The organism is Sunxiuqinia dokdonensis, assembly GCF_001270965.1.
GTDB lineage: Bacteria > Bacteroidota > Bacteroidia > Bacteroidales > Prolixibacteraceae > Sunxiuqinia > Sunxiuqinia dokdonensis.
Map to the genome: position 1 here is coordinate 1 of NZ_LGIA01000190.1, position 23,306 is coordinate 23,306.

Below are 23,306 nucleotides of genomic sequence, written 5' to 3' on the forward strand. Positions count from 1 at the left end.
CCCGACTGGTAATAAATGCTGTTGGGCTTGTTCGGATAAATATTCTCCGGATTGAGCACAATCGCCGGATCGGGATTGGGCCACGACTGTCCGCCGAAAAACTGGATGTCGAAAAACAAAATCTCATAATCGCGTTGTTTATAGGCGTGACTCGCACCAAACTTCAATTTGGCGTCCTTTTCCCGAAAAAAGTATTTTTTGGTCACATCAAACTTCGCAATGGCATTCAATTCCTCCAACGACCGCCAAATGCGGGTGGGGTTTCCGCCGGCTCCAGCCATGAAAAAGCTTCCGTTTGCCGTGTGGGTAAAAGCCGTCTTACGGATATCTGGATCTTCGGAAGTGGAAAAAGTCGGCGACAACCGCCAGTCGATCTCCCAGCCCGAGTTGCTCAAAACATGGGTTCCGTTCAGCAGCATGTTCGACAACGAGCGTTGGTTGTACTCCAGGTTGTGCGAGGTCGCCTCATAGCCAGATTGCCCAACTGCTGCGCCATCATTTTCAATATGAAAGATACCGGCCCGGCTTTCGCCATTTTGAAGCCGCAAACCTGTGAGCCTGATTTTGGTCAACCGGTTTTTATAGGCCAGTCCACCCAGCATTCCCACCAGCACATTTTGTTCGCCCAAAGCCCCGTTTTGCAGGGTGGCGTAGCGCATCTCGTACTTGTTGGGATCGATAAAACGCTGGTATTCGCCATACACCACATCATCGTAATACTTGTATTCCGTTTTGTATGAAAGCGAAAAAACATAGCCTAGTTTTGAGCTGTTGCCCGCATGCTTTCTTAAATTGATTTGATCGCCCATCGAAAAACTGACACTGTAATTGACCGGACTTGTTTTCTGACGTGCAGCCAGTTGCGGGTTGAATGAATTGATGAAGTCAACGGTTTCCTGCTGCGAAGCTCTACTCACCGGAGTAGGAATGTTAGGCAGCTTGGCACGCGAAGGCAAAGCACGGGTGCCGTCATCAAAGCCCAGAAAGTCAGTTTTTCCTCCCGTGTAGCTCAGGTAGTCGGAGTTCAGGTGCATGTCGGGATTAAACGAAGTACTTGCCGAAACACTGATGAACTTCGCTTCAGGAAAATCTTTGGTTTCCACGTTCATCATTCCCCCGGTAAAATCGGCAGGCATATCGGCAGTAAAATTCTTGCTCACCAGCATGTTGTCAATCAGGTTGGTGGGGAAAATATCCATTTGCAGACTGTTCCGATCCGGGTCCAAGCCTGGAATGTCCATGCCATTCAGGGTGGTTTTCGAATAGCGGTCGCCCAGGCCCCGGACATAAATGTACTTGCCGTCTTCAACCGAAACACCAGTCACCCGCTTGGCGGCTTCCACGGCATTATCATCACCTGCCAATTTCATTTTAGCAGAAGAAATTCCATCCATGATGGTGGCCGATTGCCGCTTGATGGTGTTCAGCGCTGCTTCGGTCGTTCGGATAATTTCGGCCGACACCACCACTTCCTCCAACTCCAGGGTACTTTCTTTCAGGCGGAGGTTATTTAAAACCGTCACTTCGCCGGCTTTCACCTGCACCTCATTCACAGTCAACCGCTGGTAGGAAATAAACGACATGAGTAAGGTGTAGCTGCCCGCATCCATATCCATGGAAAATTGTCCGTCCAAATCCGTAATGGTTCCCGTCGTAGTGCCTTCCACTTGAATGGCAACACCAACCAAGGTTTCGCCTGTTTTGTCATCGAAAACGGTTCCCCTGATTTTGCCCTGCTGGGCTGATAAAGTGAGGAACGAGCAAAAGAAAAATACCGTAACTAAAAGCTTCATATACTGTAACATTTAAACCCGAAATACACAAAGAAACAGACTTGCAAAATCGCTCTTGCAAGCCTGTTTTCTCTTTCAGACTTTTAAAAAAAAGGGGGTTGATATTATAATCCTGTCAAAGCTCCTGCTTTTGAAGCCCATGTCCAGCCGAACACCGATGCATCGGCGCCTACAGTTGGTGAGCTAACTGCCGTTACGCCTGCCGGAACATCGCCATTGACATGGCTTGCCAAATCGGCTTCGGCTACATCCAGCTCAATTCCTTCGAAGGTCACGCCTGCTGCTGTCACGCGGTTAATCATTTGGCCTTCGATAATTCCGGTGATGAAAATATTCATCAGGTCAACAATTGAATTGTCATCAACATTGATCAGGTCTTCCAAACTTCTTGTTCCGTCTTCGGTTGTTACCGAGCTTACAACAGTCCCGTTTTTAATGATGTGGCCGGCTTCCATGGAACCTTCCGGTCCATCCAATTCGAAACCATGTCCGGTTGGGGTAACAACCACAAAGTTATCCAGCGTTCCGTTCCACGACTGGTCTGTGTCGATGCCATCATCGCCTACATTCCACACCAATGCGTTTTTGACATTAACCGTTCCGCCAAACCACTCGATACCGTCATCCTGGTTGGCCACAACTTCAACATTTTCAATCACTGTTTCTGAACCAACACCGCCTAAAGTAAGGCCGTTGATTTCGTTTCCAGATCCGATGTTGGTCCCGCCGTGGCGGATGGAGATATACTTGATAACCCCGGAATTGTCGGCAGCTTGGTTTCCACCGTACAAACCATTGGTATCGGAAGTTGGAATTCCTTCAATTTGCACTTCGCTCACATCACCCGACTCGTTTGAGGCTGAAATGGGCGCTTTACCCAACACGATTACACCACCCCAAAGGCCGTTGATGTCCGGGTCAAGATTTGGACTTCCAAAAATTCCGGCTTCAACATCTTCTGGTGAAAGTTCATCGGCTACCGACGTAAAAATAATCGGTGCATCGGCTGTTCCTTCAGCCATCAGCTTGCCGCCGCGGGCAACAAGCAAAGCCGTAGCGTTGGCTCCAGTACCAGCCTGTCCTTTTACAATCACGCCAGGCTCAATGGTTAATGTAGCGCCGTCCAACACCGAAACGCGGTTACCCAGAACATACACATTGCCGGTTTCCCAGGTGGTATCTTCGCTAATATTGGAGGTAATGGTGAATTCTGTTTCTTCTTCCTCCACAGGGGGAATTGGATCATCCTTGTCATCACAAGAACTCAATACAAATAAGCTTCCGAACAAAGCAATTACGAGATAAAGACTTAATTTTTTCATAGTCATTAATGTTAATCTGAATTTTAAATTTTGATTCTGTTTCGTTTTTCTGAATCAACTTGTTTTTGCTGATTAAATCTGTTTGGTTTTCGGATGCTAAGTACGGGTAAACCTATTACAGCTTGATTACAGTTTGGCTACGCTTGTATTACATTTGGATAACAAGCCGTTTAATAATACCCTGATAAACAACGCAAAAAACCCCGGCCAAAAACTGACCGGGGTTTGTTTATCTGATTACAATTCAATTAATAAGCGGAAAATCGGGGCGCTTTATCCTTTGGCAAGCGAGAATAGGAATTCCAATCCTCCTTCGGGCTTGTTGCGTACCGAAATATCGCCTTTGTGCAGCTGTACGGCATTTTTCACAATGGACAACCCGAGTCCGGTGCCGCCATTTTCGCGCGTGCGACCTTCATCGGCCCGGTAAAAACGCTCGAAAATGCGCGGCAAGTGCTCCTCTGCAATTCCTTTGCCCGTATCAGAATAACTCAGGTAATAGAATTTCTCGTCTTCGAGGTATTGCTTAATCAGGATGTTGGTATTTTCACCGGCATAATTAACCGAGTTTTCAATGAGATTCTGGAAAATGGATGACAGCAGACTATCATTTCCATAAACAGTTACCTGCTCGCTTACAGCAAGCTGCACCAGCATCTTTTTCTCGTCCAGCCGCGATTCCAGGTTTTCAATCACATCGTTAATCAATGGCCTGAGATGAACCTGTTTGAATTCGAACAGATCGCCGGCATCTTCAATATTATTCAACAAGGAAATATCGTTCAGCAAAGAATTCAATCGTTCGCTCTGAATAAAAGCCCGCTCAATAAAATAGGTCAGTTTCTCCTTCGGAAGATTTTTGTTGTTCAAAATCGTTTCCAAATAACCTTTGACCGACGCCAGCGGAGTCTTTAACTCGTGGGCAATATTCGAGGTCAGTTGCTGCTTTAGCAAACGTCTTTTCTCGGGACGGGTAACATCGCTGATCAACACTTCGAAACTTTTGTCGGGAAACACAATGCTCTGAACGTTGAAGTACTTTTCATTTTTTGAAATCGTAACCGAAAACTGGGGTAAGTCCTTCGAATTAACGATGTAATTTGGACTGAGGTATTTTTCAATTTGAACCAGGAGCGGCTTAAAATCCTCGATCTCAAAAAGCTTTTCGGCCGAAACTGACGAACGCTCCGAAATCAGGTTGATATACTGAATGAAATGGCTGTTGGCCAGTATTTTTTCTTTATTGGGAAGAAAAAAGGCAATCCCTTCATTCAAGGCATTCAGGTGATTAAAAAGCCGGTCTTTCTCGGCTGTCAAATCCTCTTTTGTTTTTCGCAATCGATTATATATTTGAATGATTTGCCGTCGAATATCGCCAAACTCCGAGTCAGCAAAACCAAAATTCGGGTCAATATCTTCATTGTTTCCAGCCCGCACGGCAAAATCGCGCAGGCGGTCAATAAACTCTCCCAGGCGGTTGGTCACCAGCGACAGCAGGATCCACATCATGATGAACAAAGCCAGCATGAAAAAGATAAACACGCGTTCGGTTTTCAAAAAATCTTTGACCTCAATGTTGTACACCACCGCACAGCGCACAAAATAGTCGTCGTAAAAGCGGGCGAAATAGTAGAAATCCTGCCCCGTCGTTGCGGAATGCCGGATGTTGGCTCCGGTTTCAGAATAGAGTGCTTTTTGCACTTCGGGGCGCATCAGGTGGTTTTCCATTTCTTCAGCGTCGGGCACAAAACTATCATACAACACCTCGCCTTTCCCGTCAATCACGGTCACACGGATATTACTTTCCGGAATCAGGTATTTCACCGTATCCAGCCGGGCGAAGTTCTGCTCTGGAATAATGTTGTAATGCTCGATATAACGGTGGGTAAAGCCTGCGATATTGTCGAGCGTGTTTTCCAACTGGTCCGTCCGGTAACGCTTTTCGCGGTTGAACTGGAAAGCCAGAATAGCAATCATGAAAAAGATGAAGGCAGCAAAAAAGTATATAAAAATACGATGCTTGTATGTTCGTCGTTTAAGTACCACGGTTGTATGTTTTAAATTTCAAGTTGCAATTTCCAAGTTCCAAATACCTTCCTTACTCGAAGCAATAGCCATAACCGGAGCGGCCTTTGATGGCAGCGCCATATTCTTTAATCTTCTTCCGCAAGCGGGCAATATTCACGTCCACGTTTCGCTCGGTCACAATCACATCATCGCTCCAAATGCGGCTTAAAATCTCATCACGCGAAATATATTTTCCGCGGTTTTTCATCAGCAAGGCCAAAATTTCAAATTCCTTCCGGGTCAGTTTTACGGCCTCGTTATCAATGGTTGCCGATTTGCGGTTGATATCGAGCTGCAAACCACCAACTTCCAGTATTGTTGATGGCTTTTTGGTCATCGTTCCACGTTTCAAAACGGCTTTAATGCGCACCACCACTTCCTTGATCGAAAAAGGCTTCACGATATAGTCGTCGCCACCCACATTGAATCCGGTCAGCAAATCATTTTCCGAGCCTTTGGCTGTCAGAAAAATGATCGGCACATCCAGCTCCTTTTCCTTTCGTAGGATATCGGCCATTTTATAACCCGACAGGCCACCCATCATCACATCGAGCAAAATGAGGTGGTAATTTTCCAGCGACAGGCTCAGGGCCTCTTCGGCCGACGAAGCTACATCAATTTCGAAACCCTCGCTCGACAAGTTGAACTGCAGGATTTCGCGCAGATCCTTTTCATCGTCAACTACCAATATTTTGGGCGTATAATCCATGGTTTATTTGTCAATTTTATGGTGACGGATATCCTTCCCCTCAATCGAATAAATCGCGGCTTCGGCAATGTTGGTAGCATGATCCGCAATGCGTTCAATGTTCGAGATCATTTCCTTGATGGTGACGATACTCATCAGCAAATGCTTGTTGCTCTCGGCCGTGTCGGTTTTGGCCAAAATCTTTTTCAGCAGTTTATGATTGACTTCGTCAAAAACCACATCATTTTTAATGGTCCAAATAGCAAATTCCCGGTCGTCGTTTAAATAGGAAAGCAACGATTTGCGAACCATCTTGATGCTCTGGATGGTCATGTTCGAAAGCACTTCCTTCAGCCGGTCATACACTTCGGGCGTTTTTATTTTCTTGACGAAATTTGTCACATTCAACACAATATCGCCAATCCGCTCGAGGCTCAGGATAATGCGGTAACAAGCCATAATCCATCTCAAATCCGAAGCTACCGGCTTGTACAGCACAATGGCATTCACAATCTTATCGCTTAGCTTCACTTCCCGTTTGTCGATGTCTTTCTCGTTTTGCAGGATTTTTTTCAACACATCGTCAGGAACGGTAATCTCGCCTGAGGTGACGATTTGCTCCATCATGTCGAGCTGTTCCAGCACCAGGTTGGCAAAAGCCTCAAAGTCGGCCTGGATATGATTAATGGCGTCATCTTTTTTTAGGGTCATATTTTGAATATTTTACTGATTGTTAACCAAACTTACCCGTTAAGTATTCTTCTGTTCTCGGATCAATGGGGTTGGTAAACATGTTTTTGGTTTTGCCATATTCAACCAACTCACCAAGATACATAAATAATGAATAATCAGAGATGCGTGCGGCCTGTGACATGTTGTGCGTAACCAACACGATAGTATAGTGCTCTTTTAGCTTGACCAGCAGATCTTCGATTTTTGCAGTCGCAATGGGGTCGAGCGCCGAGGTGGGTTCGTCCATCAAAATTACTTCGGGACTGAACGCCAGCGCCCGAGCAATGCATAAACGCTGCTGCTGCCCGCCGGACAGGAAGGTGCCTTTTTTGAAAAGTGAATCTTTCACTTCGTCCCACAGTGCCACATCGCGCAGCGAGCGTTCAACAATCTCGTCGCGCTCCACTTTTTTGGTACGGATGCCGTTCAGCTTATAGCCCGCAATCACGTTGTCGTAAATGCTCATGGTCGGAAACGGGTTTGGGCGTTGAAAAACCATGCCCATGTGCCGCCGCAGCTTGATGGCCGGCATCTCGTAAATATTCTTCCCGTTGAGCAATGCCTCGCCTTCGGTGGTGATATTTTCGTATAGCTCGTGCATGCGGTTCAAAGCCCTAAGCAAGGTACTCTTGCCACAACCCGACGGCCCCATGATGGCGGTGACCGTGTTCTTCTTTATTTCGACTGAAACATTCTTCACCGCATAATTCTTGTCGTAAGCGATCGACAAATCATTCAGCGACAAGATCGGGTTCTTTACTTCAGCAATGGTATTTGTAGTCATGTTCTATCGTCTTTTGGCAACAATTTGTTTCGAAACCAAATTCAGAACTAGAATCATTGCCATCAACAGCAATGACGAGCTCCAGATGAGGCCGACCATGTTGGGGTCGTTGTAAAACTCCCAGATTAGCAAAGGAATGGCGCTGGTAGGCTTGGTCATATCCAGGTTAATCATGGAACTTCCCAACGCGGTTAACATCAGCGGGGCCGTTTCTCCCAGAATGCGCGAGATGCCCAGCAAAATGCCGGTGATCAAACCGCTAAATCCGGTGGGAATTAGCACCCTCAAAATCACTTTGTGGTACGGAACCCCCAGTGCCAGCGCGGCTTCTTTGAGGCTTTCGGGAATCATTTTTAAAGTTTCTTCGGTGGATCGTACAATCATGGGCAACATCATAATGGCCAGGGAAACACTTCCGGCCAAAGCCGAAAAGCCCATGGTAATGTGTTTCACAATCCACAAATAAGAGATCAATCCCAGCACAATGGAGGGCACGCCCTGCAAGATATCGGAAATATCGCGGGTGATATTGGCCATAAAACTGCCCTGGTTTTCGTAAAGGTAAATACCCGTTAAAATTCCAATCGGAATGGCAAGGGCCGAAGCCAGAATGACCATCAGCAAGGTACCCACAATGCCGTTGGCAATACCTCCGGGAATCAGCTCCCCATTGGCAACAGCCGTCATCGCCTCGAAGGTGTCGGGCGTGTTTTCAATCAGAAAGTCGAGGCTGATTTGCCGGTAACCTTCCACCACCAGCTTCCAAATAATCAGGATAATGGGCGAAATGGTAATCAGCGAAAGCACAATCACCGCGCCAAGCACCAGCTTGTCTTTGAGCAACCTGCCGGAGGAATGATCCTGACTTTTCAGTATATCGATGGATTCCATAGCTACTTAGTTCATCTTTTTAATAATCAACTTGCCGATGGCGTTAATCACTCCGGTCATTAGAAACAAAAGCAGTCCGATCGCAATCAGCGAACTGAGCTTGAGCCCGTCAGCTTCGCCAAACTGGTTGGCAATCACACTGGCCATGGTGTTTCCGGTGTCAAACAAACTGTCGGGCACCAAGTTGGTATTTCCAATCAGCATGGTTACGGCCATGGTTTCGCCCAAAGCCCTGCCGAAAGAAAGGATGTAGCCGGCTACAATTCCGGATCGTGCGGCAGGAATGGTGACCGTAGTGATCACTTCCAGGCGGGTAGCGCCCAGCGAGTAGGCTGCCTCTTTCAAATCGTTGGGCACCATGCCAATAATTTCGTTGCTGAGTGATGTGGCATAGGGAATGATCATGATTGCCAAAATCAGGCTGGCGGTGAAAATGCCGAATCCTTGTCCGCCAAAGCCCAGATCGATCAGTAAGGGGCGCAGCACGTAAAATCCCCACAAGCCGTAAACAATGGACGGGATCCCGGCCAGCAAATCGACCAAAATACCCAGGATGCGCGCCACGCGTGTTCCCCGAAAATATTCACCCAGAAAAAGAGAAGTGGAAAATGAAAGCGGCAGCGAAATGAGCAGCGCGGCAAATGAGGTGATCAAAGTACCAACGATAAAGGGCAAGGCGCCGTACTTTTCGCGTCCATAAGTCGGATCCCACTCGCCGGAGATGATGAACCGCAAGCCAAAGGTTTTGAAAGCCGGCAACGAACCTCCCACCAAGGAATATAACATGCCGGCAGCCAGGAGCAGAATCAAAATTGAAACAGAAAATAAGACGGCTTTGGTGATTTTATCGCTGTTCATTTGTTGCCTTTTCTTACTCAGCGGGTGACTTGAAGTCACCCACCGAGTATTAGCTTAAATCATTTTACTCTTTTAAAATCGCTTCACCGTTGTAGGTCACACTGCGAAGAATGGCTTTTGCCTTTTGAACGGTCGCCTCGGGCAGCGGTGCATAATTGACCTTCGCTGCCTGAGCTTGCGCGTCTTCGCTAACCAGCCAGTCCAAAAACTCAACAGTTCCCCGGGCCAACGCTTCCGAACGACCATCATAAGCCTGCTCCTTGTATAAAATAATCCAGGTGAATCCGCTGATTGGGTAAGCCGTTGGAAAGTCCGAATTGGTAACCATCACCCGGGTGTCGGCAGGAATATCGCCTTGAGCTGCTGCGCTGATACTTTCAATGCTTGGCTCGATGTATTCGCCACTGCTGTTTTGAACTTTGGCCGTTTGAATTTTTTGCGCGAAGGCAAATTCAGAACCGATGTACCCAATGGCGCCTTCGGTTTGGCTGATAGTTCCGGCCACACCGGGATTTCCCTTGGCGCCCATGCCCACCGGCCATTTCAGCGACTTGCCGGCTCCAACTTCGTCAGCCCATTTCTGGCTCACTTTGCTCATATAATCGCTGAAAATATGCGTGGTTCCACTACCATCGGAACGATGAACAAACACGATTTCCAGGTCGGGAAGCGTGACACCTTCGTTGTTGCTTTTTAAAGCCGGGTCGTTCCAACGGGTAATTTCGCCCATAAATATTTTTTCAAGCAAGCTGTCGGATAGTTTCAGCTCTTCGACTCCCGGCAAGTTGTAAGCAATCACCACCGCACCCATGCAGGTTGGGATGTGAACCACTTCGGCTGGCATTTCAACCAACTGGTCGTCATTCAAATAAGCATCGGTCGCACCAAAATCAACCACTTTATCTTTCAGGCTGCGGATACCACCGCCAGAACCAATACCGCCGTAGGTTACCTGAACACCGGTTTCCTTCGCATAGTTTTTAAACACCAAATTGTAGTATGGCAAAGGGAATGTTGCTCCTGCTGAAGTCAAGCTCACGGAGCTACCTCCGGATTCGCCCGTTTTCTTTGCGGAGTTTTGACAGGCGCTAAACAGCACCACGATCAAAATAAGGGACAAGAATGTTTTCATGCTTTTCATTTATCAATTAAAATCTGATTTCACAATTCAAATAGAGGCTGGAAACTGCTGGCTGACTGCTGTCATCCGGGCTCCAACCTTTGTATCTTGGGGCCAGTTTCACCCCCTTGACCGGCGCAAACTCAATCCCGGCAATAAACGTCTGTCCATCGTTCGATAGGTTCCAGGCTTCGGCTTCTCCCGCCAGCGTATTGGAGTAGAGCTTGTCGTAGCGGGCAAACAGCTTGACTTTTTTAGCCAAATGATACGTGCCGTAAAACGATACACCCTCCCAGTCCTGATTTTCCTGAAAGCGACGGTTGAACTGCTTGTTGTATTCGGCACCCAGCCGAAACTGATCTGTCTCGTAGCCGATAAAAGTAGCCAGCGAAGATTGGGTGTGTTCTTTGGAGCTGAAATCGTAGTACACCCGTCCGGTCAGTTTTTTCACCGGGTTCAGTGTCAATCCAAAGCCAGTCCGGAACACGCTGTCGTTTTGCAGTTTTTTGTAACCTTCGCCATTGGCAACAATCACGTCGGCCGAAATGACCTCTGAAAATTGGTATGCCACACTCACGCCCAAGTCGGCACTCGAGTTGAAACTATGCTCATCTTGCAGCGATTTTTCGTGGTAGCGATAACCCCAATTACCTTCCTGAACCTTAAACTGGGTGGTGGAAATCATTCCAAAATTCACCTCAAACCCGCTTTTGCGGTAACGTAGAAAGGCATTTTTCACATAGGCTGTCATTTGCAGGCTGCCAACGCCGGGGTCACCCACATCGAGCACCACCGCTCCAAACAATTCCTTACTAAACTGGTGCTGGTAGCCCAAATAAACCCGGGTAAGCTCAAAGGCCGAAGCGGTTTCGCCATCAGAAAAAGTACTGTGATAGTTACTGAAAATCCTCATCGTTGGTCTCCCACCCGGTTTAAATTCATCTGTTGTTTGGGCCAGGCCCACTAGTGCCATGCAAAACATGACTAACGTTAACACGCCAATACGTTTCATATACTTAAGATTGATAAAAATTTGCTATTCCTCTCACGGAATTCACCGGCAAATGAACTCCGAAAACATTACAGCCGGATTAATAAATTATTACAAAACGATTAATTAAAGTACTTAGTTCATGCCCGGCTTTTCACCCACAGATCAAAAAGCACTAATAAACAATGCTTTATCTAAAATTACAAAACAGTTACATCCCGCCATCTTTGTAACTAATGATTACAAAATCAATAAAAAATCCCGCTCTACAAAGAACGGGATTCTGAAAAGTTAGTTTCCACCTGGATGCACCGGGTGTATTTTGCTAATCCTGTAAGAAATAATCGATGGTGGTCACCACACGGACAATTTTTATATGCGGGCTGTTTTGGTCGCGGTCGGTGATGGTAAACAGCCCCTGGCGGGCGGTTTTAATTTTGCCCACTTTCGAATTGGAGTCCATGGCAAATTTTTCGGCTACTTCGCGCGCATTCATGGTGGCTTCCTCAATCATCGAAGGTTTGATTTCGTTCAACCTGGTGAAGATAAATTCGATGGGCCGCCAGGTATTCTTCGAGCCAATCAACACACCTTTCGAGATCAGCTCAAGCGACTCGGAAAGTGCCGTTTGCAGCTTGTCTATGTGGTTGGTTCGCACCGTAAACTCAGTTTTCACCACATAGCGGTATTGGCGGTTTTCCATGTTGCCACCATACATTTGGGCGCGGGCATCTTCAATGTTGGTCGACCCCATGCTCAACTCTTCATCGCTAAACCCCTGATCTAAAAAGAACTGTTTCACCTCGGCCTTTTGGCGTTCAATATCGGCTTTCAACAATTTTAAATCGTTGCCGGTCAGCGTAATTTGAATGGGCCACACGGCCAAGTCGGCCTCCACTTCGCGTTCCGATAGGCCTTTTACCTCAACATGCCGGTTATATTTGATTGAATTTTTGTGCATGTTGCCCACAAAATATCCAGCAATAATCAAAGCTACTGACACCATTGCCACTGATAACCATCCTGTTTTTTCCATGTTTCTGTTTTTTGATTGTATCATAAAATTGAAGCCGGGCAAAGCTGATTGACCCGGCCGGATTTGCGTATCCAAATTAAGAAAAATTATTGGCTTATAAACAAAAAGCAAGCCAAATAAAACATTGGAAACTTACGCTACTTCGTCAATCAAGTCGGTGTTCTTTCGCTGCACTCGCCCGTTTTGTCAACCAAATTCAAATAAAAGACAAAAAAGTATTTTTCAGGCAGCGTTTCCATTTTGCCTTCCGTAACCATAAATACAAGCGATCGTGCAAGCCAATTGAAACTTCAATTATCGCTGGAGATCGCAATCATTTTAATAACCTTAAAATTTCAAAACGATGAAAACAATCAATGATTTATTCAAGGAAAAAGTGAGTTGGACAGCTGTCCTCGTGATCCTGTTCTTCGTTGGAATGACGTCCTGTGGCGATGACTCCGACCCGGAAGAGATGGTCGACATGAAAGTCAACTACTCCGCCGACTTTGTCAAAGCCAATGATGAAGTGACGACAAGTGCTACGGGCTCTGCCACTGCCACGTATGACCCTGCGACCATGGAATTGTCCTATTCGGCTACCTGGTCGGGTTTGGGATCAAATGCTGTAAACATGCACTTTCACAATGACGGCCCGGTCATGGTCGGCATTCCTGGATTCCCCGAAGCAACAGGCGGAACCGTTTCCGGGACCATCAGCCTCACCTCGCAACAAGCCAGCGACCTGGCAGCAGGAAAAATCTACATGATGATTCATACAGTCGATTATCCGGGTGGCGAAGTCAATGCGACCTTGACAAAAAGCAGCAGTTCTTCAAACAACACGGGTGAAAACGGCAGTGGTTATTAATGACTTTGGTGCCGGCTGAAAACCGGATTTGAGCCAATTTTGAAGTGCATTTAAAAACAAAAAATATCATCGGATGAGAAAAACAAGCTATTTACTGGTCATCGCTGCAATCATGCTGCTTTATGGTTGTAATAACGAAGCGGACGAAGTGCTGCCCGAGGAAGACCCAATTCAGGAAGAGGAAGACTGCACGCCTCAATTTCCCGACATGGATGTGACCTACAATAACTACGTGAAAGGTATTATGGATCAGTACTGCATCAGTTGTCACCACGCGGGCAATTCAACTGGTCCGGGAGATTTCTCAAACTACAACGGACTGCTCACGTACGCCGAAGGAAGTTCATTCTACGCCCGGGTGATCCAGGATGGCGCCGACATGCCACAGGGCATGGCACCACTCCCCAAGGCTATCCGCGATTCGCTCGATGTTTGGATTCAAAACTGTGCACCGTTGAATTAAAACTTGCAGGCTATGAAATTTGTATGGACCACTGCCCTGCTTTTTGCCACGAGCCTGCTCATTCAGGCCCAGGTGCTGACCTCACACGAGGTAACTTTAAGCTTTTTTTCGGATGCACCTCTTGAGGACATTTCGGCTGAAAGTAAAGCAGGCGTATCGGCACTGGATCTGCATTCGAAATCAATCTATTTCAAAGTGGCCATCCGCTCTTTCGAATTCAGAAAAAGCCTGATGCAGGAACATTTCAACGAAAATTACATGGAAAGCCATCAATATCCGCACGCCGAGTTTAAAGGACAGCTTACGAGCGAAATTGATTTCTCAACTGCAGGAACCTATCCTGCAAGTGTTGAAGGTGAGCTTACCATTCACAATGTAACCAAAAGCTATCAGGTGAGCGGTGAACTCCAGGTTACAAAAGAGGAAATTGCTATTCAGGCTACGTTTCCGGTTAAACTGGTCGATCACGAAATAAAAATTCCCCGCCTGTTGATTAAAAATATCGCGGAAGTGGTGGAAGTAAGCGTTGCTGCCAAGTATCAAACCAATTCGGAATAGATCTGAAGATTTGAAAATTGAAAAATGAAATCGATGAAACCCATTTTCTTTCTGCTATTGACCTGCATTTGCTCGACAGCGCTTGTAGCCCAGGACGAATTGAGCAGTTTATTTAATGATTCGGAAGCCGAACAAAAACGACTTCCGGTCATTGCCACTTTTAAGTCGCCCTGGATTATCAATGGACAATCCAACGAAACGATTCATAAAAATGACTTATTGTTTGTGGTGAAGCACCGGTTTGGCGATCTGGCCGGAAGCAACGGCGGTGTCAAAACCTTTTTTGGGCTGGACAATTCGACCGACATCCTGATTGGCTTTGACTACGGCTTGTCCGACCAATGGAGCATTGGCCTGGGCCGTGCAAAAGGAGCGCCCAATGGCATAAGCACCCACCAGCGCCAACTATTCTATGTCAATTCAAAATACCGCCTGATACAACAGACATTTGGAGACCAGGTTCCGGTCTCTGTTAGTTTGTTTGGAAATGCGGTGGTCTCAACCATGGAAAAAACCGATCTGGCCACCTCGGATGCCAGCTTTCAGAAGTTTGGCGACCGGATGAGCTATGTAGCGCAGGCAATTATTACCCGCAAATTCAGTGACAAGCTATCGCTGGCTTTGTCGCCAACCTATGTTCGCCGCAACTATGTATCCTTCCACGATATGAATAACTTATTTGCATTGGGCATTGGAAGCCGGATGAAATTTAGTCGCCGGATGGCTCTGGTTGTCGATTACGTCTTCAGTTTCAGAAGTCAGGAAAGCCAAGATTATTTTCTGGAACAACAGGAGTTCAAATTCTACAATCCGTTAGGCATCGGCCTCGAAATTGAAACCGGCGGACACGTATTCAACCTCAGCTTCACCAACTCTACCGCCATTCTCGAAAACCAGTTCATTCCGGGAACCAGCAGCTCGTGGGCCGATGGCGAATTTCGCTGGGGGTTCAGCATCACCCGTACGTTCACCTTAAAAGATTGACTATGGAACAAACCAATTGGAAAAACAGCTGTTAAAAATCTAACGGATTGGCTGTAAGCAAAATAAAACTCACAGCGACGGCAACATGAATAAGTAGTTCCATACATGGAAGAAAACGAATTACAGCAACTGATTGAAGGTTGTAAAAAGCAGGACCGACAAAGCCAGGAAATCTTGTATAAACGGCTTTATGGCTATGCCATGAGAATTTGTTTGCGCTATGCCAACAGCCAATCGGAAGCCTCGGAAGTGTTGAATGAAGGTTTTTTCAAAGCATTTACAAATATTGAAAAGTACGACCCAAAGTGGCCTTTTAAAGCTTGGTTGGGCAAAATCATGTATCATGCTTCCATTGATTATTACCGGTCAAACTTGAAATGGTCGTACATGGAAAAGCTTGAAACATCGCACAATGCCATCCATGAGGCAAGCATTGAAAATCAACTTGGATACGACGAATTATTGGCTGTTATTCAGCGTCTTCCGCCAGCCTACCGCATCGTTTTTAACTTATACGCCATTGATGGATACTCACATGAAGAAATTGGCGAGATGATTGGAATCACAGCCAGCACATCGCGTTCAAACCTGCACAAAGCCCGGCAAAAATTGCAGCAAATGTTAACAGTAGCCCATTCAATTGTTGTGTTGCTGATTCTGAAGGGGAAAACTTGGTTTGAGAAAGCGGGAGGACATCGATTATGAAAAGCAGGGACGGAGAGCATATTGACGAACTATTTCGCGAAGGGCTGGCTCAGGGGAAGGAGCCGGTTGACTATCGCGAACGCGACTGGGCTGCACTGGGCCAACGACTGGATCGTTATGCCCGTAGGAAGCGCATTGTTTTTTGGTTGAAACCCTTAAGCGGAGCGGCTGCCATCTTGCTGCTGGCCCTGGGCATTTGGGCGCTGTGGCCCACAAAGCAAGAACCAATCAACCCGCAAGTGGCCACTGAACAGCCAACAATCCAAACTCCGGAAGCTGAAGATGCCGAGTCGCCTGCTTCTCCAACAACAGCACCCGATACTTCGTCCAAATCAAGCGATTCTCCGGCGCTTGCCGCACACAAACCGCTGGATGAAAAGCCAGCCGAAAAACCAAACCGTGAAGAAAGGGTCGTATCCACCGAACAAGAATCAAGCCCTGAGCAAGCGACTCATGAAAGGATTCCTTCGGATTTAACCGAAATTGTGCCGGCTAAACAGGGCACCGAAAACCAAGTCGCTTTACAGACCGATTCGGCAGAAGTGACAGATCAAGAACTGGCATCAACCAAAAATCCAGACGACCGGCCGTCAAGCCAAACAGACGAACAAGCAACGATGATCCCTGAACCAGTTGTGTTTGAACCTGATGAGCCGCTTGCAGCCATGCCTGAGCAACGACTCGTAGCTTTAAGCATTTTGCTTGCCCCGGCCTACAACGGAGTGGATAACCTCAGCGATGGAAAAACGGGAACCGATATCGGACTGCTGGTTACTTTGGGGCTGACCAAGCGGTGGAGTTTCAGCACCGGTGCATTGTATGCAAAAAAGCTATATGAAACCGGATTTAGCAGCAATTATTCAAACGGAGGCTATGGCGATCCCGACATTCAAACGGTAGATGCTGACTGCCGGGTGCTGGACATTCCGCTCAATCTCAACTATGCACTGATCAGCCGTGGAAAAACTTCCATCAGCATCGGCACCGGAATTTCGTCCTACATCATGTTGAAGGAAGATTATCGCTTTAATTCCACTGGCGGATATGGTGACAGCCCGGCCGACATTCACTTGGTGAATGAAAACCAACACTGGCTGAGTGTGCTGAACCTGCACGCCAGCTACCAGCAGCGGTTGAGCTCTAAAATGAGCCTCAGTTTACAGCCTTATCTGAAAATTCCGGTCAAAGACATTGGTTACGCCCAGGTCAGGCTGCAATCGCTGGGTATGGCTTTAAGCGCCAGTTGGACCTTGTAGAAAAAAATATCCGTAAGATTACTTCATATAGAAAGTCACTCATGGTCATTGATTGTCATTTAGTTGTTTTGAAACGATCAATGACCATGAATGTCAACAATTGACAGCTCTGACAGAATATAATAGGTTTACGGACAATCCTAAAAACAAAACCCGGCCTTCACAGACCGGGTTTTCATTTTTATCGTCGTTAGGATTAAATCCCAAAGCTCGCTTTAATCTGATCAACAAAATCCAGTTTCTCCCAGGTAAACAGCTCCACTTCCATTTCAAGCTTACCAAAATAGGGCGAATCAAAGGTCTTGGTCACTGTCGCCGGTGTGCGCCCCATGTGCCCGTAGGCGGCCGTTTCGCGGTAAATTGGCTTGCGCAGTTTCAGCCGCTCTTCGATGGCTGCCGGACGCAGGTCAAACAGTTCCTTTACCTTTTTGGCAATCTGCCCATCATCGAGCTTCACATTGGCCGTACCGTAAGTATTGACAAAAATACCCACCGGCTGGGCTACTCCAATGGCGTATGCCAGCTGAACCAAAATCTCGTCGGCAACGCCCGCTGCCACCAGGTTCTTGGCAATGTGCCGGGCAGCATAAGCCGCCGAGCGGTCCACTTTCGAAGGATCTTTACCTGAGAAGGCACCACCACCGTGCGCTCCTTTTCCACCGTAGGTATCCACAATAATTTTACGTCCGGTTAAGCCGGTATCGCCATGTGGCCCGCCAATCACAAACTTGCCGGTTGGGTTCACATGGTAGGTAATGTCATCGCCAAACAAGGCTTTTACACGCTCCGGCAATTGGGCAATAACCCGTGGCATGAGGATGTTAATGACATCTTCCTTGATTTTGGCCAGCATGGGCTCGTCGGCATCAAACTCATCGTGCTGGGTCGATACCACAATTGTATCCACCCGCTTGGGTGAATTGTCATCGTTGTATTCAATGGTCACCTGCGACTTCGAATCCGGACGCAGGTAGGTCATTTCCTTGCCTTCGCGGCGAACAACGGCCAGTTCCATTAAAATACGGTGCGACAATTCCAGCGGAAGCGGCATATAATCGTCGGTTTCCTTGCAGGCGTAGCCAAACATCATTCCCTGGTCGCCGGCACCCTGATCCATTTTGTCTGCCTTATCCACACCCCGGTTAATGTCGGGGCTTTGTTCGTGAATGGCCGTCAGCACCCCACAAGAATCGCCATCGAAACGGTAGGCGGCCTTGGTATAACCAATTTCATTAATCACTTTGCGGGTCGCTTCCAGCACATCGACATAGGTTGTCGACTTCACTTCGCCAGCCAACACCACCTGTCCGGTCGTTACCAAGGTTTCAATCGCTACTTTCGAATTGGGGTCAAAAGCTAAAAACTCATCCAGCAAAGCGTCGGAAATCTGATCGGATACTTTATCCGGATGTCCTTCAGATACCGATTCACTTGTAAATAAATAACTCATATCTCAGTGTATTAAATTAACAATGAACTGCCCGTGCAATTGATTTGCAGCAGCAAAAATTCAGTGGTAAAAAAAGGAGATTGAATGGAATTGAAAAGTTAAAGCCGATTGCTTTAGCATTTTTTTTATGTGGTTGCAATCAATCTCAAATCTTTCCACAATAGTGGATACAAATGTACAATCTTTTTTGAGGATACAAAAAAGTACTCCGTACCAGTCCCAGTATCCAGTTTCCTTCGGCCACTGGTGGTGAACGATCATTGAATGACTACGAATGGCCTTGAAAATCAACTGTTCAGTCACAGTCGCCTTTAAACAGAAAGCTGTAAGCCCAAGCTTCAAGTCGTACCGGCGGAGTGGGTTTCCCTCTGGTTGCAAGATGCCACTTATGTACTCATGCACTTGTGCACCCGTTTAACCACAGAGAACACAGAGTTTCACGGAGAAATTTTAAACACGGAATCGAATGCAAAGAATTACCCGTGATTTTACAGGATAATAACCCCTTCAATGGCGTCCACCTTTTCGGTCACCTCAATAATTTGGTCGGCATTTTCCATGGTGGCAACGCAGGTGATGGCCACATGGTTAAGGTTGGCCGTATGTTTAAACGAGGTTTCGCCATGATCGGGTAAGATGGCTTTAATTTGGTCTACATTCCCGTCCTTGTTTGGGGCAATAAACTTAAACATGTATTCCAATGGCCACCTCTCGGTTTCCATCAAGCGATAGCGTAAAGTTTTGAATTTATCCGTTTCCATGGTGTAAAACTCCTTTCTGGCCTTTCTAACGCACGACAGCTTGTTTTGTTTCTCAGGTTTCCACACAAACCCCGGTGAAATCTGCATGGAGGGGCGTATTCCCGGGTTGCCTGAGGGGTGGTGGTTGCCTTGTCTTTTTTGCTAGATCTGGGCTTATTGCTGAATCTGTTTTTCAATGGGAACTGGTAGGCTAAACGTAAATTTGCTTCCTTTTCCCACTTCGCTTTCGACCCAAATTTGCCCCTTGTTTTTTTCAACGAATTCTTTGCAAAGAATGAGACCAAGGCCGGTTCCACTTTCATTTTTAGTTCCTTGCTGCGATGTTTTTTTGGTAATGTCAAACAGTTTTTCGCAGGTTTCCGCGTTCATCCCAATACCGTTGTCCGACACAGAAATCTCAATCACCGATCCCTTTCTTACCGCTTCAACCAATACCTGGTCTCCGGATTTGGTGTATTTGATGGCGTTGGAAATCAGGTTTCGCAAGATGGTCGCCACCGATTTCTCATCGGCATAAACCAAGGTGTTGGACTGAATTGTTTGGATCAGTGTAATTTGCTTTTGCTTGGCATTCGCCACAAGTAAGTTGGTTACGCTTGTCGCAATTTGATGAACATCGCATTCGCCAAACTGGTAATGCATGCTTCCGGTTTGAACTTGCGCCCATTGGAGCAGGCTTTCGAGCAGGGCGTATAAGTTCGATGATGAATCTTTTAAGGCCGCCAGCAGTCGTTTGACACTATCGGTTGGCAATTGGTCGAAATCGTCAACCAACAAATCGGTCGTTCCCAAAAAACCGCTAAAAGGACTCTTCAGGTCGTGGGCAATAATGGTGAAAAACTTGTCTTTGTCGGCATTGACTTTCAGTAGTGCCCGTTCCGATTCTTCCAACCTTTGGCTAAGCTTTTTTAGTGAAATGTGGCTCCGAATAACAATAAACAGAACCAGGAGGATGAGTAAGCCGCCGGTAATAAGAATGTGGCTTACCATTTTCTGTTGCTTAATGGTAATCCGCTGAATTTCATTGTTCTTTCTCAGCAACTGGTTTTCCTGCTCCTGCTGCCCGGTGAAAAATTTGATTTGTAAGTCGTTGAGCTTTTCAATGTTTTCGGTACTAAACAAACTGTCTTTGAGCGTCGAAGCCTGTTTGTAATAGTTCATGGCGGACGAAATCCGGCCTTCACGTTCTTCAATCTCCGACAGGGTGAACAGGTTGTCCCGGATAAGTGGCGGATAGTTTTTGCTGCGCGAAAGCTGCATGCTGCTGTTGATGTAGTATTTGGCCGAATCAAGCTGATCCAACTTCAAATGAATTTTCCCCAAGTGATGCTGCGCAATGGCGATGCGGTTACTGTTGGAAATCCGGTTGCCGTAGGTTGCTGCGTTGTGATAATGAAAAAGTGCCGAGTCGGGCTGGTTCATCTTTTCGTACACACTTCCGATGTTTGAAGAGAGAAACGAGTCGAAACGGTTCTTCGTGTTCGCTTCAGGAAGGGCATTGAATCCTTTGACATAGGTTTTCAGTGCTTCATCAAGCCTGTTGTGGTACTCGTAATACTGCCCAATGTTGGAGTACGAGTAGGCTATGGCGTACGAATCGTTTATGGCCAGCGCAATAGCCAACGCTTTTTGGTGCCAGTCCAGGGCATCTTCATACAATCCCAGATCCTGGTAAACCAATCCGATGTTGTTCATCACCTTGCAAATGCCAGCATGATCCTTGATCGCCTGCCGAATACTCAGGGCCTTTTGGTAGTTGCTCAGTGCCTCAATGCTGTTGCCCAGCCCCCAATGCACCACCGCAATATTGTTATGAATCTTGCCCATCCACAAGCTGTCCTGCAGCTCGTAAAAAAGCAGTTTTGCCTGCTTAAAGTAAGTCATCGCTTCCTGGTAATTTCCCAATTGCAAGTTGAAAAGTCCCAGTGTATCGGTTATTTCGGCCGTCCGAAGTTTGTTGTTTTCGTACTGAAGTGCTTCGGCGTAATATTGCAGCGTTTTTTGCTTGTTATTTGATGAACGGGCAAGCTGCAACAAGATTTTTGTTTTGGCCGAATCGTCGGAAGTGCTTGCCAGTAATTGTTGAATCGAATCTTTTTCAATAGGCTGACAGGTTCCCCCTAAAACTGAAATCAGTACAGTGATCCCAATGAAAACCAGTTTATTTACACGCCTCGCCATCCAGTATCTTTCTCGAATTTATTCGGGTGAAAAATTTCATTTTCAGCGTAGCAAGATAATGAATTATTGCTTACAAATTTTTCAACCCAAATCGGTAGCAAACTAAAATTCAGAAGGAGAAATACCCGACCAAGCTCGTGCCCGTTTGAAGATGGTAATGCTGAAAGGGCAGTCATCATTTTTCCATCGGCAGAAAAATCGAACTCCTCATAAATTGTTTTTTTTTGCGCGCTGCAATAATTTGATGTTCAGCTGAGGCTCAGCTGACCAGAAACAGTTGTTCGGTGGCCTGGCCGAGGCTCAGCTGAGCAGAAAAACATGTTCGACAGCTTAGCTGAGCCTCGGCTGAACAGAAAAAGACATTCGGCAGCCTGTCTGAGGCTCAGCTGGGCAGAAATAAACAAAAAACAAGCCAGCTGAGCCTCAGCCGGGCAGAATCGAAGTGGCGGGAGATCTTCTGAGTCTTGTGAGGAAGAATCGTTTCTTTGGATGGCTTTGACATTGGGCAGGCTAAAGGCAAACCAAAAACAAAAAGGCCCTGCCCATCGGACAAAGCCTTTCCCTTAAAATTTTCACCAGCCAACTGCGACCCCGAGGTGTCGGGGCAGGCTGGTCACCGCGACTGCCAACTATTGAATCCCGCGTACGCGTTTTTCCCAGTTCCAGGCCGATAGCAGGGTTTCTTCGAGACCCACTTCGGCTTTCCAGCCCAGCTCTTCGTTGGCGTAGGTAGTATCGGCCCAAATTTTTTCGATGTCGCCGGCGCGGCGGGGAACAATTTTGTAATTCAACTTCACGCCGGTGGCTTTTTCAAAGCCTTTTACAATTTCGAGTACCGAATAACCATTGCCGGTTCCCAGGTTAAAAACTTCGTAGCTGGCTTTGTTTTTGTTTTCAAGGAGCCGGGCAATCGCCACCACATGTGCTTTGGCCAAATCTACCACGTTGATGTAGTCGCGAATGGCCGATCCATCGGGCGTGTCGTAGTCGTCGCCAAAAACGCTCAGTCCTTCGCGCAGGCCGGCGGCGGTTTGGGTGATAAAAGGCACCAGGTTTTGCGGAACACCCAGTGGCAGCTCACCAATCAAAGCCGAGGGGTGTGCGCCAATCGGGTTGAAATAACGCAGGGCAATGCCTTTCAACTCCGGATAAGCCTTGATGCTGTCGTTCAAAATATCTTCATTCACCCGCTTGGTGTTTCCGTAAGGCGATTCGGCGTCCTTGCGCGGCGTGCTTTCCGTTACCGGCAGCTTGTCGGGCTGTCCGTAAACCGTACATGACGAGGAGAACACCAGGTTGGCGATCTTGTACTTGCGCTGACAATCGAGGATGTTCATCAGCGACACCAGGTTGTTGCGGTAATAGTGCAAGGGAATTTGCACCGATTCGCCCACCGCCTTGGAGGCCGCAAAGTGGATAATGGCAGCAATGTCCTGGTTTCGAACGAAAAATTCGTCGGTTTTTGCGGCATCGGCCAGGTCAAACTGTTCAAAAGCGGGGCGTTTCCCCGAAATCGTTTCGATATTGTCCAGCACGTCCTTGCTTGAGTTGGACAAATCATCCACGACGATCACCTCGTAACCTGCGTTCTGCAGTTCAACAACAGTGTGTGAGCCAATATAACCGGTTCCGCCGGTTACCAATATTTTCTGAGTCATAGTAATTGATTGAGTATTTTTTCCAAAACTACGAATTTATATGCAGTGCGTAATTCAAAAACGGTGTGGATGTTAGGCCGCAACATTGAAAACTCGCTTAAAATGTTGAAAACTTAGGCTTGGCAGCGCATTAATTTTTCTTTACTTTTGGACGTAAA

21 protein-coding genes are annotated in these 23,306 nt (G+C 46.9%); 6 read left to right on the forward strand and 15 right to left on the reverse strand.

Annotated elements, in window-relative coordinates:
* From NC99_RS17345 to NC99_RS17395, 11 genes are all read right to left on the reverse strand, one after another.
* Nucleotides 1–1,793: TonB-dependent receptor (locus tag NC99_RS17345; RefSeq protein WP_157625021.1), on the reverse strand; the 1,793-nt coding region annotated here is incomplete at its 3' end.
* Nucleotides 1,794–1,897: 104 nt separating this feature from the next.
* On the reverse strand, nt 1,898–3,115 hold the full coding sequence (locus tag NC99_RS17350; protein WP_053186692.1) for a hypothetical protein: 1,218 nt from the start codon (nt 3,113–3,115) through the stop codon (nt 1,898–1,900).
* A 273-nt stretch (nt 3,116–3,388) separates the two neighbouring features.
* Nucleotides 3,389–5,161 (reverse strand): sensor histidine kinase, encoded by a 1,773-nt coding sequence (locus NC99_RS17355; RefSeq protein WP_157625023.1) that lies wholly within the window; start codon nt 5,159–5,161, stop codon nt 3,389–3,391.
* 52 nt (nt 5,162–5,213) lie between these two features.
* Nucleotides 5,214–5,891, reverse strand: a complete 678-nt coding sequence (locus tag NC99_RS17360; RefSeq protein ID WP_053186699.1) for a response regulator transcription factor — start codon at nt 5,889–5,891, stop codon at nt 5,214–5,216.
* Nucleotides 5,892–5,894: 3 nt separating this feature from the next.
* Nucleotides 5,895–6,581: a phosphate signaling complex PhoU family protein gene (locus NC99_RS17365; RefSeq protein ID WP_053186703.1), complete on the reverse strand. Its 687-nt coding sequence runs from the start codon at nt 6,579–6,581 to the stop codon at nt 5,895–5,897.
* 22 nt (nt 6,582–6,603) lie between these two features.
* Complete coding sequence (gene pstB / locus NC99_RS21980; protein ID WP_053186706.1) at nt 6,604–7,386, reverse strand: phosphate ABC transporter ATP-binding protein PstB; 783 nt, start codon at nt 7,384–7,386, stop codon at nt 6,604–6,606.
* A gap of 3 nt (nt 7,387–7,389) precedes the next feature.
* A complete protein-coding gene (gene pstA, locus NC99_RS21985) occupies nt 7,390–8,277 on the reverse strand; it encodes a phosphate ABC transporter permease PstA (protein WP_157625025.1) in 888 nt (295 codons plus the stop codon).
* A 6-nt stretch (nt 8,278–8,283) separates the two neighbouring features.
* Nucleotides 8,284–9,135 carry a phosphate ABC transporter permease subunit PstC gene (pstC, locus tag NC99_RS17380; RefSeq protein ID WP_053186867.1) on the reverse strand — a complete coding sequence of 284 codons (852 nt, stop codon included), beginning with the start codon at nt 9,133–9,135 and terminating at the stop codon, nt 8,284–8,286.
* 64 nt (nt 9,136–9,199) lie between these two features.
* Nucleotides 9,200–10,267, reverse strand: a complete 1,068-nt coding sequence (gene pstS / locus NC99_RS17385; RefSeq protein ID WP_053186870.1) for a phosphate ABC transporter substrate-binding protein PstS — start codon at nt 10,265–10,267, stop codon at nt 9,200–9,202.
* Between the two features lie 16 nt (nt 10,268–10,283).
* Nucleotides 10,284–11,267 carry a hypothetical protein gene (locus tag NC99_RS17390; protein WP_053186709.1) on the reverse strand — a complete coding sequence of 328 codons (984 nt, stop codon included), beginning with the start codon at nt 11,265–11,267 and terminating at the stop codon, nt 10,284–10,286.
* Between the two features lie 304 nt (nt 11,268–11,571).
* On the reverse strand, nt 11,572–12,282 hold the full coding sequence (locus NC99_RS17395; protein WP_053186872.1) for an SIMPL domain-containing protein: 711 nt from the start codon (nt 12,280–12,282) through the stop codon (nt 11,572–11,574).
* 343 nt (nt 12,283–12,625) lie between these two features.
* Between NC99_RS17395 and NC99_RS17400 the strand changes: the two genes are divergently transcribed.
* The 6 genes from NC99_RS17400 (at nt 12,626) to NC99_RS17425 (ending at nt 17,098) form a co-directional block, all read left to right on the forward strand.
* Nucleotides 12,626–13,132: a CHRD domain-containing protein gene (locus NC99_RS17400; protein ID WP_053186712.1), complete on the forward strand. Its 507-nt coding sequence runs from the start codon at nt 12,626–12,628 to the stop codon at nt 13,130–13,132.
* A 73-nt stretch (nt 13,133–13,205) separates the two neighbouring features.
* Entirely contained in the window at nt 13,206–13,595 is a 390-nt protein-coding gene (locus NC99_RS17405) for a hypothetical protein (RefSeq protein ID WP_053186715.1), read from the forward strand.
* Between the two features lie 12 nt (nt 13,596–13,607).
* Nucleotides 13,608–14,153 (forward strand): YceI family protein, encoded by a 546-nt coding sequence (locus NC99_RS17410; RefSeq protein ID WP_053186718.1) that lies wholly within the window; start codon nt 13,608–13,610, stop codon nt 14,151–14,153.
* Between the two features lie 33 nt (nt 14,154–14,186).
* The gene (locus NC99_RS17415; RefSeq protein WP_053186874.1) at nt 14,187–15,137 is read left to right on the forward strand and encodes a DUF5777 family beta-barrel protein; all 951 of its coding nucleotides are present in this window, start codon (nt 14,187–14,189) and stop codon (nt 15,135–15,137) included.
* 105 nt (nt 15,138–15,242) lie between these two features.
* Nucleotides 15,243–15,842 (forward strand): RNA polymerase sigma factor, encoded by a 600-nt coding sequence (locus NC99_RS17420; protein WP_082326552.1) that lies wholly within the window; start codon nt 15,243–15,245, stop codon nt 15,840–15,842.
* Nucleotides 15,839–17,098, forward strand: coding sequence for a prolipoprotein diacylglyceryl transferase (locus NC99_RS17425; RefSeq protein WP_053186721.1), 1,260 nt, complete (start codon nt 15,839–15,841; stop codon nt 17,096–17,098). The genes NC99_RS17420 and NC99_RS17425 overlap by 4 nt, the downstream gene beginning before the upstream one ends.
* Nucleotides 17,099–17,294: 196 nt before the next feature.
* Here NC99_RS17425 and metK read toward each other — a convergent pair whose 3' ends face one another.
* The 4 genes from metK to galE form a co-directional block, all read right to left on the reverse strand.
* On the reverse strand, nt 17,295–18,548 hold the full coding sequence (metK, locus tag NC99_RS17430; protein ID WP_053186724.1) for a methionine adenosyltransferase: 1,254 nt from the start codon (nt 18,546–18,548) through the stop codon (nt 17,295–17,297).
* A gap of 488 nt (nt 18,549–19,036) precedes the next feature.
* Nucleotides 19,037–19,396, reverse strand: a complete 360-nt coding sequence (locus NC99_RS17440; RefSeq protein WP_082326553.1) for a DUF493 family protein — start codon at nt 19,394–19,396, stop codon at nt 19,037–19,039.
* A 66-nt stretch (nt 19,397–19,462) separates the two neighbouring features.
* The gene (locus NC99_RS17445) at nt 19,463–21,490 is read right to left on the reverse strand and encodes a tetratricopeptide repeat-containing sensor histidine kinase (protein ID WP_053186734.1); all 2,028 of its coding nucleotides are present in this window, start codon (nt 21,488–21,490) and stop codon (nt 19,463–19,465) included.
* A gap of 629 nt (nt 21,491–22,119) precedes the next feature.
* Nucleotides 22,120–23,148, reverse strand: a complete 1,029-nt coding sequence (gene galE, locus NC99_RS17450) for a UDP-glucose 4-epimerase GalE (RefSeq protein WP_053186737.1) — start codon at nt 23,146–23,148, stop codon at nt 22,120–22,122.
* Nucleotides 23,149–23,306: the final 158 nt, after the last annotated feature.

What these genes read in the sequence shown, in the direction of transcription:
- NC99_RS17350 (WP_053186692.1), bottom strand. Translation starts at nt 3,115, where the DNA reads ATGAAAAAATTAAGTCTTTATCTCGTAATTGCTTTGTTCGGAAGCTTA.
- NC99_RS17360 (WP_053186699.1), bottom strand. Translation starts at nt 5,891, where the DNA reads ATGGATTATACGCCCAAAATATTGGTAGTTGACGATGAAAAGGATCTG.
- NC99_RS17365 (WP_053186703.1), bottom strand. Translation starts at nt 6,581, where the DNA reads ATGACCCTAAAAAAAGATGACGCCATTAATCATATCCAGGCCGACTTT.
- pstB (WP_053186706.1), bottom strand. Translation starts at nt 7,386, where the DNA reads ATGACTACAAATACCATTGCTGAAGTAAAGAACCCGATCTTGTCGCTG.
- pstA (WP_157625025.1), bottom strand. Translation starts at nt 8,277, where the DNA reads ATGGAATCCATCGATATACTGAAAAGTCAGGATCATTCCTCCGGCAGG.
- pstC (WP_053186867.1), bottom strand. Translation starts at nt 9,135, where the DNA reads ATGAACAGCGATAAAATCACCAAAGCCGTCTTATTTTCTGTTTCAATT.
- pstS (WP_053186870.1), bottom strand. Translation starts at nt 10,267, where the DNA reads ATGAAAACATTCTTGTCCCTTATTTTGATCGTGGTGCTGTTTAGCGCC.
- NC99_RS17390 (WP_053186709.1), bottom strand. Translation starts at nt 11,267, where the DNA reads ATGAAACGTATTGGCGTGTTAACGTTAGTCATGTTTTGCATGGCACTA.
- NC99_RS17395 (WP_053186872.1), bottom strand. Translation starts at nt 12,282, where the DNA reads ATGGAAAAAACAGGATGGTTATCAGTGGCAATGGTGTCAGTAGCTTTG.
- NC99_RS17400 (WP_053186712.1), top strand. Translation starts at nt 12,626, where the DNA reads ATGAAAACAATCAATGATTTATTCAAGGAAAAAGTGAGTTGGACAGCT.
- NC99_RS17405 (WP_053186715.1), top strand. Translation starts at nt 13,206, where the DNA reads ATGAGAAAAACAAGCTATTTACTGGTCATCGCTGCAATCATGCTGCTT.
- NC99_RS17410 (WP_053186718.1), top strand. Translation starts at nt 13,608, where the DNA reads ATGAAATTTGTATGGACCACTGCCCTGCTTTTTGCCACGAGCCTGCTC.
- NC99_RS17415 (WP_053186874.1), top strand. Translation starts at nt 14,187, where the DNA reads ATGAAACCCATTTTCTTTCTGCTATTGACCTGCATTTGCTCGACAGCG.
- NC99_RS17420 (WP_082326552.1), top strand. Translation starts at nt 15,243, where the DNA reads ATGGAAGAAAACGAATTACAGCAACTGATTGAAGGTTGTAAAAAGCAG.
- NC99_RS17425 (WP_053186721.1), top strand. Translation starts at nt 15,839, where the DNA reads ATGAAAAGCAGGGACGGAGAGCATATTGACGAACTATTTCGCGAAGGG.
- metK (WP_053186724.1), bottom strand. Translation starts at nt 18,548, where the DNA reads ATGAGTTATTTATTTACAAGTGAATCGGTATCTGAAGGACATCCGGAT.
- NC99_RS17440 (WP_082326553.1), bottom strand. Translation starts at nt 19,396, where the DNA reads ATGCAGATTTCACCGGGGTTTGTGTGGAAACCTGAGAAACAAAACAAG.
- NC99_RS17445 (WP_053186734.1), bottom strand. Translation starts at nt 21,490, where the DNA reads ATGGCGAGGCGTGTAAATAAACTGGTTTTCATTGGGATCACTGTACTG.
- galE (WP_053186737.1), bottom strand. Translation starts at nt 23,148, where the DNA reads ATGACTCAGAAAATATTGGTAACCGGCGGAACCGGTTATATTGGCTCA.